A 16,163-nucleotide genomic window follows, 5' to 3' on the forward strand; every position below is an offset into this window, starting at 1 on the left:
CGGCAGAGTAGTGCCCGCCGGCCGGGCGGGGCCAGCGCGGAGCGGTCACGGCGGGGACAGGCAACCCGTGCGGGTGACCTCAGCCGCGGCCGCGGGCTTCCAGGGAGGCCAGATACGCGTTGTAAGCCGTGAGTTCGGCGTCGCCGTCCCGGTCCGCGGCCCGGTCCTGGCGGCGGGCCTGCCGCTGCTCGGAGGTGTACCACTGGAAGAGCAGCGCCACGAGCACGATCACCGAGGGGATCTCGCTGAAGGCCCAGGCGATACCGCCCGCCGCGGTCTGGTCGGCCAGCGCGTCGACGCCCAGCGACGCCGCCGGGTGCTTGAAGGTGGTCACCAGCGGCTCGCTGGCCATCATCACCGCGATGCCGAAGAAGGCGTGGAAGGGCATGCCGACGAAGAGCTCCAGCATCCGCATCACGTAACCGGGCCGGTGCGGGCCCGGGTCGACGCCCATGATCGGCCAGAAGAAGAGCAGGCCGACCGCGAGGAAGTGCACCATCATCGCCAGGTGCCCGGCCTCGCTGCGCATCAGGAAGTCGAACAGCGGCGAGAAGTACAGCGCGTACAGGCTGGCGATGAACAGCGGGATGGTGAACGCCGGATGCGTGACGATCCGCAGGTACCTGCTGTGCAGCAGCTTCACCAGCAGCTCGCGCGGCCCGATCCGGCCCCGGCCGGCCGTCGGCAGCGCCCGAAGCGCCAGCGTCACCGGGGCGCCGAGCAGCAGCAGGATCGGCGAGAGCATGCTGAGGATCATGTGCTGCACCATGTGCACGCTGAACAGCACCATGCCGTAGTCGTTGAGCCGGGTGCACATCGTCACGCCGATGGTCAGCACCCCGACCGCGAAGGCGGCCGTACGCCCCACCGGCCAGTGGTCGCCGCGCCGCTGCAGCCGCACCACCCCCGCGCCGTACAGCACCAGCAGCAGCACGCAGCCGACCAGGAAGAACGGGTCGCCGCTGCTGAAGGCCAGGCCCCGGCCGAGGGTGAACGGCGGCAGGTCCATGTGCATGCCGCCACCGCCGTGGTCCATCCGTCACTCCTCGCTCGCGCCGACCGGCAGCATGCCGATTCGACCGTTGTGCCCGCTCCAGAGTAGAACCGCCCCCGTCAGGCGGTCAGGGCGGGGGCGGCCGCGGGCGCGAGGAGGCGGCGCCGTCGAGGTCAGCGGCTCACAGGACGCACTCGGCCTCGGTGTAGCGGTCGGCCGGGACGGTCTTGAGGTGCTGCACCGCGTCGGCGAGCGGCACCAGGGTGATGTCGGTGCCGCGCAGCGCGGTCATCATGCCGAACCGCCCGTGGTGCACGGCCTCGACGGCGTGCCAGCCGAAGCGGGTGGCCAGCACCCTGTCGTACGCGGTGGGCGTGCCGCCGCGCTGCACGTGGCCGAGGATCACCGGGCGCGCCTCCTTGCCCAGGCGCTCCTCCAGCTCGACCGACAGCTGGTTGGCGACGCCGCTGAAGCGCTCGTGGCCGTAGACGTCGGTGGCGCCGGAGGAGAACTCCATGGTGCCCTCGCGCGGCTTGGCGCCCTCGGAGACCACCACTATGGCGAACTTCTTGCCCGCCTCGAAGCGCTTGCCGACCACCGCGGCCAGCTCTGCGATGTCGAAGGGCCGCTCGGGCACCACGATGGCGTGCGCGCCCGCGGCCATGCCCGAGTGCAGCGCGATCCATCCGGTGTGCCGCCCCATGACCTCCACGATCAGCACCCGCTGGTGCGACTCCGCGGTGGTCTTGAGCCGGTCGAGCGCCTCGGTGGCGACGGTCACCGCGGTGTCGAAGCCGAAGGTGACGTCGGTGGAGGAGATGTCGTTGTCGATGGTCTTGGGCACCCCGACGATCGGCAGGCCCGCGTCCGACAGCAGCCGGGCCGCCTTGAGGGTGCCCTCACCGCCGATCGGGATGATCGCGTCGAGGCCCAGGTCCGCCACGTGGCCCTTGGCCTGCTCCACGCCGCCGCGCAGATGCGCCGGCTGCACGCGGGACGAGCCGAGGATGGTGCCACCGCGGGCCAGGATGCCGCTCACCGCGTCCAGGTCGAGCTTGCGGTAGTCGCATTCGAGCAGCCCCTTCCACCCGTCGTGGAAGCCGATGACCTCGTCATTGTGGTCCACGACGGCGCGGTGCACCACGGACCGGATGACGGCGTTCAGCCCGGGGCAGTCGCCGCCGCTGGTCAGTACACCAATACGCATGCTCTCGATACTCCCGCAACTCGACCGGACGGCCGGACCCCGTCGTCCGGATGGATCACAGCAAGCTTACCGAGCCGCGGGCTCACGCCTCCACGCCGACCGCACTGCGGACACCTGACGATTACCCGAACTCCGTGCGAAGGCTGCGCAGCGTGACGCTCGGCCGGTCAGGCGGGCTGCACCGCGGCTGCGATCCGCTCGGCCCGCAGCGCGTCGTACCACTGGTCGTCCACCGGCGGCAGCGCATTCACATCCAGTGCCAGCTTGATCAGCAGGTCCGCGATGTGCGGATTGCGAGCCATCACCGGGCCGTGCATGTACGTGCCGAAGACGGTGTCGTTGAAGGCGCCCTCGGTGCCGTCCCCGGTGCCGTTGCCCCTGCCGACCCGCAGCCTGGCCAGCGGCCGGGTGGTCGGGCCGAGGTGGGTGATGCCCTGGTGGTTCTCGAAGCCGGTCAGCGGCGGCAGGCCGAGCTGCGGGTCGATGTCGGCGAGCACGTCGCCGACGCAGCGGTCGCCCTCGCCCCTGGTGCTCACCACGTCCAGCAGGCCGAGGCCCGGCTCGGGGCGGCCCAGGTCGTTGATGAACTCGTGGCCGAGGATCTGGTAGCCGGCGCACACCGAGAAGACGATCGCGCCGTTGGCCACCGCCCGGTTCAATCCGCCGTCGCGGCGCAGCCGTTCCGCGGCCAGCCGCTGCGGGCGGTCCTCGCCGCCGCCGATCAGGTAGATGTCGCCCGAGGTCGGGACGGCGTGGTCGGAGCGGACGTCGACCCGGGTCACCGGCACCCGGCGCTGCACCGCCCTGCGTTCTACTACCAGCGCGTTGCCCTGGTCGCCGTAGGTGCTCAGCAGGTCGGGGTAGACCCACACCAGGCGCAGGCTGGACTCACTCATACGTGCTTCTCCTTGTCGGTCGGCAGCGGCGGGGGCTGCGGGCGGGCGTCGCCCGCGGGGTGCCCGGGGTCAGTTGCCGACGCGGCGGCGCAGGTCCTGGAAGGCGGTGTAGTTGGCGATCGCCTCGATCCGGCCGGGCGGCGCGGCCCGTACCGCCTCGTCGAGGTTGGCGCAGACCCTGAACTGCAGGCCGGCCACCTCCAGCCGTACCGCCAGGTCGAGCTTGCGGTCGCCGATCACCATGATCGGGTGGCCGGCCAGCCGGGTGTAGTCCACGTCCCACAGCCAGGAGGTGTCGGTGCCGTCGGCGCCGCGCGCGTTCACCGACAGGATCACCGGGGTGGGCGGGCCGTCGATCAGCGAGAAGGTCTCCAGCCAGCCCGCCGGGTTCTTCGCCAGCAGCAGCCGCAGGTCGCGCTGCAGGAAGGACACCACGTCGTAGCGCCCGGCGACCGCCTGCACCTTGAACATCCGCTCCAGGGCGACCTTGGGGTCGATGCCGAAGGCGGCGGCCACCGCGGCGGACATGGCCGCGTTGGACTTGTTGGCCCGGCCGGGCAGTTGGAGGTGGATCGGCCAGGCGACGCCGTAGGGGTCGACGACGTGGTCGCCGGACAGCGCCCAGGTCGGGGTGGGGCGGCGGAAGCCGCACTCGCCGCAGTACCAGTCGTCGTCCGGGCGCTGCAGCACACCGCCGCAGGACGGGCAGGACCAGGCGTCGTCCTTCCACGACTGGCCGGCCGCGACCCACACCACGGTGGGGCTGGAGGAGGCGGCCCAGGTGATGAGCGGGTCGTCCGCGTTGGCGATGATGATCGCCTCGGAGCCGGCCAGGCCCTCGCGCCACTTCTCGGCGAGCATCCTGGTCTCGGCGGCCCGGTCGAGCTGGTCGCGCGAGAGGTTCAGCAGCGCGATGGCCTTGGGGGCGACGTCCCTGGCGACACCGGCCAGGTACTTCTCGTCCACCTCGATCACGCCGAAGCGGGCGTCGGAGCCGCCGGCCAGCGCGGAGGTGATACCTGCGGGCATGTTGGCACCGAGCGCGTTGGAGACCACCGGGCCGCCGGCCCGCAGCGCCTCGGCGAGCAGCCGGGTGGTGGTCGTCTTGCCGTTGGTGGCGGAGACCAGCACCACGTCGAGGTGCCGGGCGAGCCTGGCCAGCAGGTCGGGGTCGAAGCGCAGCGCGACCTTGCCGCCGATCACCGACCCGCTGCCCTTGCCCGCCGCGCGGGAAACCGCCGCCGCCGCCCTGCCCGCCGTCACGGCCAGCTTCGCCCGTGGCGACAGCGGCTCCGAATTGGCTGCCATCGTCTGTCTTCCTCCTCGACTCCGGCCGCGATGCCGCCTGCGGCGGCCGGGTTTTCCGTCCCCCGGGCGGCCGCTGCGGCGGCCGGCAAGTTCCGGTCGAGGTCAGCCTATCGACTCCGGGCCGCGGACCGGCACCTCGCCGCCCGTCGACGCCCCGGTCGTCACCCGCCCCGGCCGCCCGCCGCGCGCGGTCTCACAGCCCCCGGCTGCCCGCCCGGTCGCCGGTCTCGGCGAGCCGGCCCCACAGCAGGTCGGCCAGGTGGCGTACCAGCAGGTCCCGCGAGAGCGGGCGCTCGCCGAGCCACCAGTCGCCCGCCGCGTACATCATCCCGACGATGCCGTGCCCCCAGACCCGGGCCACCTCGCGGGTGTCGGGGCCGAGGTCGAGGCGTTCGGCTATCACCTCGCCGAGATCCTCGCCCATCCGGCGGAGCAGCGGTACGGAGTGCCGTCCGACGTCGAAGCCCTTCTCGTCGGAGGGGGTCTCGGCGGGGTGCATCAGGAAGCGGTAGACCTGCGGGCGGGTCTCGATGGCCGACAGGTACGCGTGCAGCGTCGCCTCGACCCGGTCCCTGCGGTCGCCGGGGGAGTCCAGCGCGGTGCGCAGGGTGGCCAGCAGGGCGTCGGTGTGCCGCTTGGCCAGCGCGCGGTAGAGGCCGCTCTTGTCGCCGAAGTGCCGGTAGAGGATGGGCTTGGTGATGCCGGCCTCGGCCGCGATGGCGTTCATCGACGCCTCGGGGCCGTCCCGCAGCACCACCCGCTCGGCGGCTTCGAGCAGTTGGGTACGCCGCCGCTGCGTGGCCGCCCGCTGGTCCTCACGCTGGCCGGTCTCCACCACGCCTCCCCGCCTGTTCGATTGCCGGTGGTCTGCGCAACGTAACACCACCGGCTCGGGCGCTCACGCGGAGTTTGGCGAGTTGACATCGCTTACCCGACGGTAACAGACTGCTGTTACCGCAAGTAACTAGCATGTGGAGGGGACGATGGGCGACTTCACGCTCGATCTCAACGATGACCAGCGGTCCGTGCGCGACTGGATCCACGGCTTCGCAGCCGACGTGATGCGCCCGGCCGCGGCCGAGTGGGACGAGCGCGAGGAGACCCCGTGGCCCATCATCCAGGAAGCGGCCAAGATCGGCCTGTACTCGCTGGACTTCTACGCCCAGCAGTTCTTCGACCCCACCGGCCTCGGCATCCCCATGACGATGGAGGAGCTGTTCTGGGGGGACGCGGGCATCGCCCTGTCCATCGTCGGCACCGGCCTGGCCGCGGTCGGCGTGCTGGCCAACGGCACCGAGGAGCAGATCGGCACCTGGGTCCCGCAGATGTACGGCGACGCCGACGACGTCAAGGTCGCCGCCTTCTGCTCCTCCGAGCCCGACGCCGGCTCCGACGTGGGCGCCATGCGCACCCGCGCGGTCTACGACGAGGCCACCGGCGAATGGGTGCTCAACGGCACCAAGACCTGGGCCACCAACGGCGGTATCGCGAACGTGCACGTCGTGGTCGCGGTGGTCGATCCCGACCTTGGCACCCGGGGCCACGCGTCCTTCATCGTGCCGCCCGGCACCCCGGGCCTGTCGCAGGGCCAGAAGTTCAAGAAGCACGGCATCCGCGCCTCGCACACCGCCGAGGTGGTCCTGGAGGACGTCAGGATCCCCGGCGACTGCCTGCTCGGCGGCAAGGACAAGCTCGACGAGAGGCTGGCCCGGGTCCGCGAGCGCGAGGCGGCCGGCGGCGGCGGCGTGGGGGCACCCCCGGCCGAAGGCAGGGGGAGGGTGAAGAACGCGGCGATGGCCACCTTCGAGGCCTCCCGCCCCGCGGTCGGCGCGATGGCGGTGGGCACCGCCCGGGCCGCGTACGAGTACGCCCTCGAATACGCCACCGGGCGCGAGCAGTTCGGCCGGCCGATCATCGACAACCAGGGCGTCGCCTTCCAGCTCGCCGACATGCGCACCCAGATCGACGCGGCCCGGCTGCTGGTGTGGCGTGCCTCCTGGATGGCGACCGCGGGCAAGCCCTTCAGCTCGGCCGAGGGGTCGATGTCCAAGCTCTTCGCCAGCGAGACCGCCAAGAAGGTCACCGCCCAGGCTGTGCAGATCCTCGGCGGCAACGGCTACACCCGCGAGTACCCGGTCGAGCGGATGCACCGCGACAGCGCCATCTACACGATCTTCGAGGGCACCAGCGAGATCCAGCGGCTGGTCATCGCCCGCACGCTGTCCGGGGTCCCGATCCGCTGACCCCGCCGCGGCCCGCCGGCACCCTTGCCGGGTGCGGCGGGCCGCCGGGTGTCACTCGTCGTTGCCGTAGCCGCGCAGCAGGAACCAGGCCATGAGGGCCACGCCGACCACCGTGACGACGATGACCGTACGCATCACCGGCCCAGGTCCCGGCGAGTTCGACAGCGCCAGGTTCGTCACGTCGTGGATCGCGCCGATGTGCATGGAATGCTCCTTCTGGTCCGGCCCACCAGCCTAGACCTCCCCCTGGCCACGGCCGGGGGTGCCCCCGGGCCGGCCGGCCGGCGCAGCGCCCCGCCCCGCCCCGTCCGCCGGGTGCCGCTGCCCCGCCGACCTGGGGCGCAGCGCCTCGGCCAGCTCGTCGAGCGTGTCGACGAGCAGCTCGGCGCCGCGGCGTACTACCCGGTCGCCCGCCGGGTCCGACGGCCAGCCGCCCAGCTCGGTGCGCAGGGCCTTCCAGTCCGGCGCCCTGCGCGCCCTGACCTCGCCGGCCGCCGCCTCTGTGGCCTTCCGCAGCGCCGCCGCGAAGACGGCCGCCTCCGGCACCGGCGCCGCGTCCCCGGCCGGCTGGTGCGCCTCCATCACCAGTCCCACCCGTCCCACCGCCGACAGGGCGGCGTCCGCGTCCCGCACCGCGCTGCGCGACAGGCCGCGGTGCCGCACCGGCTCCGCGTCGGCCCTGGCCACCGCCTGGTCCCAGGCCGCGCCGGCCGCCCGCAGGTCGAGCAGTGCCCGGCGGACGGCGCCCGGCCGCCGCCGCGACGGATCGGCGTGCGCCTCCATCACCGCCGCCACGTAGCCGGCCGTCGCCTCGATCCACTCGGCCAGCCGGTCCCGCAGCCGCGGGGTCTCCCACGCCGGGAAGACGGCGTAGGCCGCCATCGCCAGCAGCCCGCCCAGCAGCGTCAGCAGCACCCGGTCGCGCACCGTCTGCTCCAGCTGCGTACCGCCCATGCCCAGCAGGAAGACCACGTAGGCGCCCACGCAGGCCTGCGCGACGACGTAACCGCTGCGCATCAGCAGGTACATCAGCCCGATGCTGACCACCGCGAGCGCCGCGAAGGTGTACGTGCCGGGGTGCGCGGCCTGGGTGATCCCGGTGGCCAGCGCGACACCCACCAGCGACCCGGTGAAGCGCGCCACCCCGCGCTCGTAGGTCTGGGTGAAGTCCGGCCGCATGACCATCACCGCGGCCAGCGGCGCCCAGTAGCCGTGGCCCAGCGGCAGCGCGGTGCCCAGCAGGTAGCCGGCCGCGGACACCGCGGAGACCCGCAGCGCGTGCCGGAAGACCGGCGCGTCCCAGCGCACCTGGCGGCGTACCGTCCGCACCGCGGTCGGCAGCAGCTCGCCCACCGACGGGCGCAGCAGATGCGCGGTGCCGGTCGCGTCGGAGGGCCCCGAGCCCTCGGCCCGCTCCACCGCCGCGCTCAGCAGCGACACCAGCCGGATCGCCGACCTGCGGGCGGCGCCGGTCAGATCCGCGCCCGGCGTCTCGGACCGCAGCAGCACGTCGGCCTCCTCCGGGACCCGTACCGCGCCGCCGTGCCTTATCGCCCTGGCCACCGCGTCCAGCACGGTCGCCGTCACCGCGAGCACCTCGCGCGCCCGGTCGCGCTCGGGGCCCTCGGCCGCCGCGCCCACCGTCGGGTCGGCCAGCGAGGCGAGCACCGGGCGGATCCGCTCGGCCAGCACCCGGTTGCCGTGCAGCTCCTCGGGCCGCCGCCTGGCCTGCCGCGCGGTCACCACCGCCGCGCTGCGGGCGGCCATCAGCGGGGTGGGGTCGAAAGGCGCCGTCGGGTCGTGCCGCAGCCGCCGCGCGTAGTCCGCCTCGGCCGCGAAAGCGTCGGCCAGCGCGTCGCGCTGCGCGCCCCAGCGGCGGATCGGGAAGACCACGATCAGCGCCGCCTGGACCAGCGCGCCGACCCCGACGAGAGCCGCGTGCTGCAGCGCGCTGAGCACCGAGGTCGGCAGCGTGACCGTCACCAGCATCACCGCGACGGTCAGCGCGGCGACCATCCCGGTGGTCGGGCCGAGCGCCCACGCCATACCGGCGGCGAAGGCCCACACCGCGAGCAGCACGACGAAGAGCACCACATGCGCCCCGGCCAGGTACCCCAGGAAGGTGCTCACCGCCAGCCCCGCACCGGTGGCCAGTGCCAGCACCGGGCGCGGCCGCCAACTGCGCTGGAAGGTCGCCACCCCGGCGGCGAAGGCCCCGAAGGCCGACGAGGCCGCCACCGGCGGCGACCACAGCCACAACGACAGCGCGACCACGATCGCCACCCCGCCGGCCGCGCGCAGCGCCACCAGCGGTTCGAGACGGGTCCGCTCCACCCGCAGGCCGGACCTGGCGGTCTCCCGCAGTGCGCGCAACCACGTCATGCTGCAGAGAATAGGCAGAGGAGCGGACCCCGGGGCGGCTGCGAAATGCCTCGGACCAGCAGATACGGGACGCGCTTCGGCCTCGGGGTGACGAGGCGCACTCCCGGGCACGCCCCCGCCCCTCACACCTCCGGGCCGCGGTCTGCTTCAATGGGGGGCATGGCCAGCACTACTGACACCGGGACAGGTCGCAGCGACCTCGAGCCCTTCTGGCCGTCCCGGCAGGAGCACCACTTCGACCGCTGGTGTTGCCGCGCGATCCCCGCGCGGACCCGAGTCACTCGCTGACCTGCCGGCAGCCCGGCGCCCCCAGGGGCGCTCTGCGGCGGTAACCGGTCCCGCGCACAACGGAGTCCCACGACCCTTCGCGCGAAAGAGCCGAGCCATGTCGAACCTGCCTTCCGTCACGTCCCTGCCCGCACACTCCGCAGCCGCCCACCGCCAGCGCTTGCGCGCGGTACGCCCCGACGAGGTGCCCCCCGCCCCCGACTTCCTGCCGCCGGGCGCCACCTGGCTGCCCGCACCCGGGCACGTGCTGCCCGCGGTCGCCGGGGGCGCCCCGATGGTCGGATACCTGGTGCTGGTGCCCGCGGAACCCGGCGCGCCCGCGCTGCCGCCCGCCGCCGACCGGCCGGCCGCCTCCACCGGCGGGGTACGCATCGACGAGGACCGGCGCACCGCCGCGGTCGACGACCGCCAGCTCGACCTGACCTACCTGGAGTTCGAGCTGCTGGCCCACCTGGTGGCCCACCCGCACCGCGTGCACTCCCGCGACCAGCTGGTCACCACCGTCTGGGGCTACGGCCACGTCGGGGACGGCCGCACCGTCGACGTGCACATCGCCCGGCTGCGCCGCAAGCTCGGCGCCGACCACCGCGGCAGCATCGTGACCGTGCGCAGGGTCGGGTACAAGTACGCCCCCGCGCAGGGCGACCGGTCCCAGCAGGGGGCTACGGCACGACGGTGACGGGCCACTTGCCCGCCTTCACCAGCCGGACGGCCACCGAGCCCACCAGCCGGTGGCCGGCCCGCTCCGAGGCGCCGACCACGACCGCGTCCGCGGTCAGCTGGTCGGCGGCCGCGGCCAGGCCGCCGTAGGGGTCGCCGCGGAAGGTGTGGAATTCCCACCGCACCTGGAAGGTCCCGCGCAGCCGCTCCACCGAGGCGCGGATCTCGGCCACCAGCTGTGCGGCGATCCCGGTGTCGACCTCGGAGACCGGGACGCCTAGCGCGGCGCCGCCGGGCATGTACGGCTGCACGTAGACCAGGGCGAGCAGCGCGTTCTGCCGGCGGGCCAGCCCCGCGGCATAGGCCGCCGCACGCCAGGACGACTCGGAGCCGTCCACCCCGGCCACGATCACCTTCGGCCCGTCGGTGCCGCGTTCGAACCGCGGCGGGGATTTCTGCTCGTCCACCCGGTCAGGCTATCGGGCTGCGGCCTGGGGTTTCACCCCCGCACACGCAGCGTGCTCACCCCAATGGGCGTATTGCCACGACATGGGCACCTTTGCGGGGCACGCTTTCCGGGAGGAGTGAAACAGGCAGCGTCCCCACCGCCCGGCTCGCGCACCACGGTCAGGTCCGCGCCCGTGCTCCGGCTCGCCGCCCACGCCGCTACCGGGGAGGTTTGTGATGCCGAGCGTGTCCACGAGCGTGTTCGTGTCGAGGCCGGACACCGAGGTCTTCGACTTTCTCGCCGACGCCCGCAATCTCGCCCTGTGGAGTTCCGGGGTGACCTCCGTCGACGCCGACGCCGTGGTCCCCGGCCACGAAGCCGCGTACAGCTACCGCTACCCGGGCAGGCACCGGCAGCACCTGCTGGTGTGCGACCACTTCGAGCCCTGCCGCCGCATAGTCTTCCGCGGGCAGCGCATGTGGGGTCCGCTGGGCACCCAGGTGCCGGTGTACGGCTTCGAGCTGATCCCGCACGGTGACGGCACGCTGGTCCGGCTGTCGGTCACCAGCTGCCTCAGTGCCGCACTCCTGCTGCTCGCCCCGGTCGTCGCGATGGCCTGGCGGCGCGACCTGCCCGCCGACGCCCGCAAGTTCTGCGACCTGCTCGGTGGCCCCGTCCCCGCCACGCTGCACGGTCCGCCGGCGCCCGCGTCGGGCGCCGGCGGGGGCGACCCCGGGGCGCCGGCCGCGGCGCCGCTGCGTACCTCACCTGCACCGGGTGGATTCGACTACGCTCATTGAGTGTTAAACTAACAAGGTGACGCGGCGTCTTCGTTGCCCGTCACGCGTGACTGCCCCGGCCTGGTCCCCCCGTCCCGGCCGGGGCTCCCGCATGTCCGGGCCCTTCCCGCGCCCGGCGGCCGTTCTGCGCCGCCCCGCCGCCCGTGGCAGGCTGGCGGCGACCCCCCGTCACCGCCCCGGGCAGGAGCCGACGTTGCGCACCCCCACAGCCGCCGCGGCCGCCGCCGCCCTCGCGCTGGTCACCGCCGTCACCACCGCGGGCGGCGCGGCGGCCACGGCACCCGCACCACCGGCCCTCGCGGACGCCGGCGGCGGCAGCCAGCTGATCGTCGCCACCGCGCCCACCGCGGGAGCCACCTCAGGCACCCTCGCCTGGTGGCAGCGCACCCGTGGCAGCTGGCACGAGGCCGGCACCGCCGCCGCCCGCTTCGGCAGCCACGGCCTGACCGACGGCGCCACCCGCACCCAGGGCACCGGCACCACGCCGACCGGCCTGTACGGGCTCCCGTTCGCCTTCGGCGCCGCCGCCGCACCGGCCGGCACCGCCCTGCCCTACCGCGCCGTCCACGCGTCCTCCTGGTGGTGCGAGGACGCCGCCTCTGCCTCGTACAACCGCTGGGTCAGCCCGCTGCCCGCGGACTGCCGGGCCGGCGAGTCGGAGCACCTGGCCGACTACCCGACGCAATATGCGCACGCGGTCGTCATCGACTTCAACTACACCGCGCCGGTCAAAGGCCGCGGCGCCGGGATCTTCCTGCACGTCAACGGCCGCGGCGCGACCGCCGGCTGCGTGTCGCTGCCGGCCGACGCGCTCGCCCGGGTGCTGGCCTGGCTCAGGCCCGCCGCCCACCCGCACATCGCCATCGGCACGGCTGGCGGCCCGTTGGACGTCACCCGCTACTGAGCCGTCACCGCCCGCCCTCCGCCCCCTCGTCCGGGGCGACCCCGGACAGCTTGTCCGGGTTGGTGACCAGGTAGACGTCAGAGATCCTGTCGCCGGCCGCGTCCAGGTCCACGACCATGACCGCGGTGGGGGAGCCGTCGCTGAAGACCACCACGGACGGGTCGCCGTTGACCTGCCGGTAGCGGATGTCGACCGACGCCGGCAGCCGGTTGGCCGCGTAGCCGCCGATCAGCTTCGCCACCTTCTCCCGGCCGGACACCGGCCGCAGCGCGGCGTTCGCCTTGCCGCCGCCGTCGGTCCACAGCGTCACGTCGGGGGCGAGCAGGCTCATCAGATCCGTCAGATCCCCGCCCAGCGCGGCGGCGATGAAGCGCTCGGTCACCTGCCGCTGCAACTGCCGGTCCGCCTGGTAGCGCGGCCTGCGCGCCTGCACGTGCTCACGAGCCCGGTGCGCCAGCTGCCTGATCGCCGACGGGCTGCGCTCCAGGATCTCGGCGGTCTCGGTGTGCGGGTAGCCGAACACCTCGTGCAGGACGAAGACCGCCCGCTCCAGTGGCGTCAGCGTCTCCAGCACCACCAGCATCGCCATCGACACCGACTCGCCCCGCAGCGCGGACTCCGCCACGTCGGCCGCCTGCGCCGCCTGCGGCAGATCCGCGGCCTCCGGCGCCCCGGTGGCCAGCGGCTCGGGGAGCCAGGGGCCGATGTACGTCTCGCGGCGGCGGCTGATGCTCGCCTGCCGTGCCAGCGCCTGGTTGGCGGCGATCCTGACCAGGTACGCGCGCGGGTTGTCGATGTCCTCGCCGAGCGTCCCGGCGCTGCGCCGCGTCCACGCCAGCCAGGTCTCCTGCAGGACGTCCTCGGTGTCGGAGACGCTGCCGAGCATGTTGTAGACCACCGAGAACAGCAGCTCCCGGTGGCTGAGGAACACCGCGGTCGCGCGGTCGCCCGCCGCCGCGGAATGCCGGGTCTTGGTGTCGGACACGATTGGGCCTCCCGTGGTGCGTTTCCCCGTTGGCCCTATGAGGGCAGACTCCCCCCCAAGCGTGACATCAGGTGGCCGGAATGTGATGTGCGTCTCGCCACGTGATCGAATTGCGCCTGCTAAGACGGTTATGCCCAACTGGTTCGACGCTCTGCCGCGGCACCGCTGTCACATCGGGGGCCGCGTGGAGGCTCTGAGATGCGTGGGGCGCGACGACGGCCCGGCGGCAGCCCGGAAACGGGTGCTGGAGGGGAGCCGCCGGTCCGTCGCCGCGCCCGCCGCCGTCCCGCCCGGGGCGGCGCGACCCAACGACGTGCCGAAGGATGTAGTCCGCCGTGGCCGATACACAGCAGGACATCGATTTCACCATCATGTACGCGACCCACCGAGCCTTCCGTCGTGACCTGCGGCGGCTGGCCGCCGCCGTGGAGGCGGGACAGGCAGGCACGCCCCACGTCCTGGCAGGCTGGCAGAACTTCAGCCACCAGCTCCACAACCACCACTCCGTCGAGGACACCGCCCTGTGGCCGCAGGTCGAGGCCAAGATCCAGAACCGGCCCGACGACCTGCGGCTGATGGAGACCATGGAGGCCGAGCACGCGGAGCTCGGCCCGCGGATCGACGCGGTCGACACCGCGCTCAAGTCCGGCTCGGACGAGCTGGGGGCCAAGGTCCAGGACCTCTACGAGGTGATGGACCACCACTTCACCCACGAGGAGAACAGCGCGCTGCCGCTGATCCAGGACGTGCTGACGGTGGCCGAATGGAAGAAGTTCGGCCTCGCCAACGCCAAGAACCTCGGCGTCAAGGGTGTCGCCGTCTACATCCCGTGGGTCGCCGACGGCGCCTCTCCGCAGGAGCAGCGCGAATTCCTGGGCGCGTTCCCGCCTCCGGTGAAGGTCGTGAACAAGTTGCTGTGGGAGCGTGCGTACCGCAAGAAGGGCCTCTGGAAGATCTGAGGCGCCACCGCCCGGCTCCGACACGAGGTGACGGCATGTGCTGGTCCGCCACGGCCGATCTCGCTGCCGGGTCGGTGGTCTGCGCGCTCGGCGCGGCCTGCGTGGCGCGGACCCGGCGGGTCCGCGACCTGCCGCTGGCCGCGCTTCCGCTGCTGCTCGGGGCGCACCAGCTGATCGAGGCCGCGGTCTGGCACGGTGGTGGCGGCACCGGCGCCGGCACCACCGCCTGGGCGGTGATCGCCCTGCCGCTGCTCCCCGTGTGGGTGCCCCTCGCGGTCCTGTCCGCGTACCCGGGCGCCCGCCTGCGCCTCGCCGCGCCGGTGGCCGTCGGCGTCCTCACGGCGGTCGCCCTCGCCCTGTGCCTCGCGGACCGGGCGCCGTCCGCGCACATCCACGGCCACTCGGTCGGCTACGCCGTGCACGTCCCGCACGCCCCGTGGCTGGTCGCCGGATACCTCTTCGCCACGGTCGGCGCCTTTCTCCTCGCCCCCGACCCCACCCTGCGCCTCCTCGGCGCCACCACCGCGGCGGGCGCGGTCCTGTGCGCCATCCTGTGGCGCCTCTCCTTCGTCTCCACCTGGTGCGCCGTGGCCGCCACCGCCAGCCTCATCCTCCTCTCCCGCCCAACCCCCACGAACGCCCCAGGCGACGCCTGACCGCAAGGGGCACCTACCGAGGGGCGCGGGGAACTGGGCGCCCAGCCCCGACGTCGGGACAGGCGACCGCCGACCGCAAGGGGCATCCCCTGGGGGCGCGGGGAACTGCGCGCGCACCCCCGACGCCGGGACAGCCGACCGTCGACGGCAAGGAGCACCCCTTGGGGGCGCGGGGAACTGCGCGCCCAGCCCCGACGCCGGGACAGGTGACCGCCGACCGCAAGGGGCACCTCCTGGGGGCGCGAGGAACAGCGCCCGCACCCCCGACACCCAAGGGCTGAGCCCCAGACCACCGCACCCGACGGAGTCAGTAGCGCAGGACCGCCGCCACATGCCCGACGTCGGCCAGCTCACCGTCGGGGACGAACCGCACCCGCGCCCCCGTATCGAGCGCCTGCTCGGCGATCTCGTCGACGATGTCGTCCCGCGCTCCCCGGTCGCCGGACGCGGCCGGGACCAGGTGGTCGCCGTCGTCACGCACCGTCGCACGGTAACCGTCCTCTATCGCGACCAGCGCGACCCGCGCCTCGGCCACCGACTGCCACACCTCGTCCACGCCGCCTGCGAAGGCCTTGCGGCCGCGGGCATCGTCCAGCTCGGACAGCACGCCCGCGACCTCCGCCTCCGCCCGCCGGCCCGCGGCGGCGGCGAGTGCCTCGCCCAGCGCCTCCGCCGGGCCCTCACCGAGCCCGCCCTGCACGATCTGCCCGGCGGACTCCTTCACCAGCCGGCCCGCCTCGTCGAGCGCGGCCAGCGCCTCCGCCTCCCCGACGAGGTACAGCGGCCGCGGGTCGGCGGCGACGACCACCCCCGCGCTCTCGCTCACCTCGCGCAGGAACTGCCGGGTCCGCTCGTCCCTGAAGGTGCTCGGCGTGTCGCCGATGCGCTCCTCGCGCTCGGGGTCAAAGTCCTCGGGCACCCGCCGCACCGGGAAGGTGCCCGTGACCTGCTCGGGCAGACGCCCCTTGGACCCGCTCCACAGGGTCGCGACGTCCGCGGACAGCGCGAGCACCCAGAACGGATGGTTGGCGACGTGCGCGGCCACCAGGTTGCGCGTCAGGAACGTCTGGGCGAGCAGCACCCTGGCCGGCACGGTCCGCGCCAGCGTCCACACCTGGTGCTCGCCCGGCGCGGCGAAGATCGCGAGTCCGTCCTCCGCGTGCACCAGGTCGACCTCGCCGAGCGCCTGGTCGAGCTGGCCGATCACGTCGATCCGGTCGGCCCGCGACACCTCGGGGTCGTTGTGCACCGCGTCCTTGGCCTCTTCCAGCAGATTGCGCAGCCGTACCGCGTCCTGCGCGTTGTCCGGCTCGCGGCGGTGGGTCGGCAGCAGTACGGAGACGGCCGGGTAGGGCCGCGGACGGCGGAGGTCGGCGAGGATGGCGGGGCTGATCGGCGCATGCATGGCGTTGCCCTTTCGGCGGCGGCATCGT

Annotated in this window: 16 protein-coding genes; 6 read left to right on the plus strand and 10 right to left on the minus strand. The window is 73.6% G+C overall.

What is annotated here, in order from left to right; genetic code table 11:
• Positions 1 to 79 precede the first annotated feature (79 nt).
• From BUE44_RS29880 to BUE44_RS29900, 5 genes are all read right to left on the minus strand, one after another.
• Positions 80 to 1,036, minus strand: a complete 957-nt coding sequence (locus BUE44_RS29880; RefSeq protein WP_073502146.1) for a cytochrome c oxidase assembly protein — start codon at positions 1,034 to 1,036, stop codon at positions 80 to 82.
• Positions 1,037 to 1,175: 139 nt separating this feature from the next.
• A complete protein-coding gene (locus BUE44_RS29885; RefSeq protein ID WP_073502147.1) occupies positions 1,176 to 2,201 on the minus strand; it encodes a 6-phosphofructokinase in 1,026 nt (341 codons plus the stop codon).
• 167 nt (positions 2,202 to 2,368) lie between these two features.
• Positions 2,369 to 3,097, minus strand: coding sequence for a type 1 glutamine amidotransferase (locus BUE44_RS29890; RefSeq protein WP_073502148.1), 729 nt, complete (start codon positions 3,095 to 3,097; stop codon positions 2,369 to 2,371).
• Between the two features lie 69 nt (positions 3,098 to 3,166).
• Positions 3,167 to 4,405: a Mur ligase family protein gene (locus BUE44_RS29895; RefSeq protein WP_073502149.1), complete on the minus strand. Its 1,239-nt coding sequence runs from the start codon at positions 4,403 to 4,405 to the stop codon at positions 3,167 to 3,169.
• Between the two features lie 193 nt (positions 4,406 to 4,598).
• Positions 4,599 to 5,240: a TetR family transcriptional regulator gene (locus BUE44_RS29900; protein WP_073502150.1), complete on the minus strand. Its 642-nt coding sequence runs from the start codon at positions 5,238 to 5,240 to the stop codon at positions 4,599 to 4,601.
• Between the two features lie 148 nt (positions 5,241 to 5,388).
• Here BUE44_RS29900 and BUE44_RS29905 point away from each other — a divergent pair, with 148 nt between their 5' ends.
• A complete protein-coding gene (locus BUE44_RS29905; protein WP_073502151.1) occupies positions 5,389 to 6,648 on the plus strand; it encodes an acyl-CoA dehydrogenase family protein in 1,260 nt (419 codons plus the stop codon).
• 51 nt (positions 6,649 to 6,699) lie between these two features.
• On the opposite strand, the gene BUE44_RS38070 is transcribed toward BUE44_RS29905, so the two are convergent.
• Positions 6,700 to 6,852, minus strand: coding sequence for a hypothetical protein (locus BUE44_RS38070; protein ID WP_200804564.1), 153 nt, complete (start codon positions 6,850 to 6,852; stop codon positions 6,700 to 6,702).
• Between the two features lie 30 nt (positions 6,853 to 6,882).
• Positions 6,883 to 9,030, minus strand: a complete 2,148-nt coding sequence (locus tag BUE44_RS29910) for an FUSC family protein (RefSeq protein WP_073502152.1) — start codon at positions 9,028 to 9,030, stop codon at positions 6,883 to 6,885.
• Positions 9,031 to 9,415: 385 nt separating this feature from the next.
• On the opposite strand from BUE44_RS29910, the gene BUE44_RS29920 reads away from it, so the two are divergent.
• Positions 9,416 to 9,997, plus strand: coding sequence for a winged helix-turn-helix domain-containing protein (locus tag BUE44_RS29920; RefSeq protein ID WP_073502154.1), 582 nt, complete (start codon positions 9,416 to 9,418; stop codon positions 9,995 to 9,997).
• Here BUE44_RS29920 and BUE44_RS29925 read toward each other — a convergent pair.
• Positions 9,981 to 10,445 carry a universal stress protein gene (locus BUE44_RS29925; RefSeq protein ID WP_073502155.1) on the minus strand — a complete coding sequence of 155 codons (465 nt, stop codon included), beginning with the start codon at positions 10,443 to 10,445 and terminating at the stop codon, positions 9,981 to 9,983. The two genes, BUE44_RS29920 and BUE44_RS29925, sit on opposite strands and share 17 nt — an antisense overlap.
• 226 nt (positions 10,446 to 10,671) lie before the next feature.
• On the opposite strand from BUE44_RS29925, the gene BUE44_RS29930 reads away from it, so the two are divergent.
• Together BUE44_RS29930 and BUE44_RS29935 are read left to right on the plus strand one after the other, a co-directional pair.
• On the plus strand, positions 10,672 to 11,226 hold the full coding sequence (locus tag BUE44_RS29930) for an SRPBCC family protein (RefSeq protein WP_159450313.1): 555 nt from the start codon (positions 10,672 to 10,674) through the stop codon (positions 11,224 to 11,226).
• A gap of 193 nt (positions 11,227 to 11,419) precedes the next feature.
• Entirely contained in the window at positions 11,420 to 12,130 is a 711-nt protein-coding gene (locus BUE44_RS29935; RefSeq protein ID WP_073502157.1) for a L,D-transpeptidase family protein, read from the plus strand.
• A 4-nt stretch (positions 12,131 to 12,134) separates the two neighbouring features.
• Here BUE44_RS29935 and sigJ read toward each other — a convergent pair whose 3' ends face one another.
• Positions 12,135 to 13,115: an RNA polymerase sigma factor SigJ gene (gene sigJ, locus BUE44_RS29940; protein WP_073502158.1), complete on the minus strand. Its 981-nt coding sequence runs from the start codon at positions 13,113 to 13,115 to the stop codon at positions 12,135 to 12,137.
• 335 nt (positions 13,116 to 13,450) lie between these two features.
• On the opposite strand from sigJ, the gene BUE44_RS29945 reads away from it, so the two are divergent.
• Together BUE44_RS29945 and BUE44_RS29950 are read left to right on the plus strand one after the other, a co-directional pair.
• Positions 13,451 to 14,074 (plus strand): hemerythrin domain-containing protein, encoded by a 624-nt coding sequence (locus tag BUE44_RS29945; protein ID WP_235002589.1) that lies wholly within the window; start codon positions 13,451 to 13,453, stop codon positions 14,072 to 14,074.
• Between the two features lie 35 nt (positions 14,075 to 14,109).
• Positions 14,110 to 14,730, plus strand: coding sequence for a DUF6629 family protein (locus tag BUE44_RS29950; RefSeq protein ID WP_073502159.1), 621 nt, complete (start codon positions 14,110 to 14,112; stop codon positions 14,728 to 14,730).
• A 307-nt stretch (positions 14,731 to 15,037) separates the two neighbouring features.
• On the opposite strand, the gene BUE44_RS29955 is transcribed toward BUE44_RS29950, so the two are convergent.
• The gene (locus BUE44_RS29955; protein ID WP_073502160.1) at positions 15,038 to 16,135 is read right to left on the minus strand and encodes a baeRF3 domain-containing protein; all 1,098 of its coding nucleotides are present in this window, start codon (positions 16,133 to 16,135) and stop codon (positions 15,038 to 15,040) included.
• Between the last annotated feature and the right edge of the window lie 28 nt (positions 16,136 to 16,163).

Source organism: Actinacidiphila paucisporea, assembly GCF_900142575.1.
Lineage (GTDB): Bacteria > Actinomycetota > Actinomycetes > Streptomycetales > Streptomycetaceae > Actinacidiphila > Actinacidiphila paucisporea.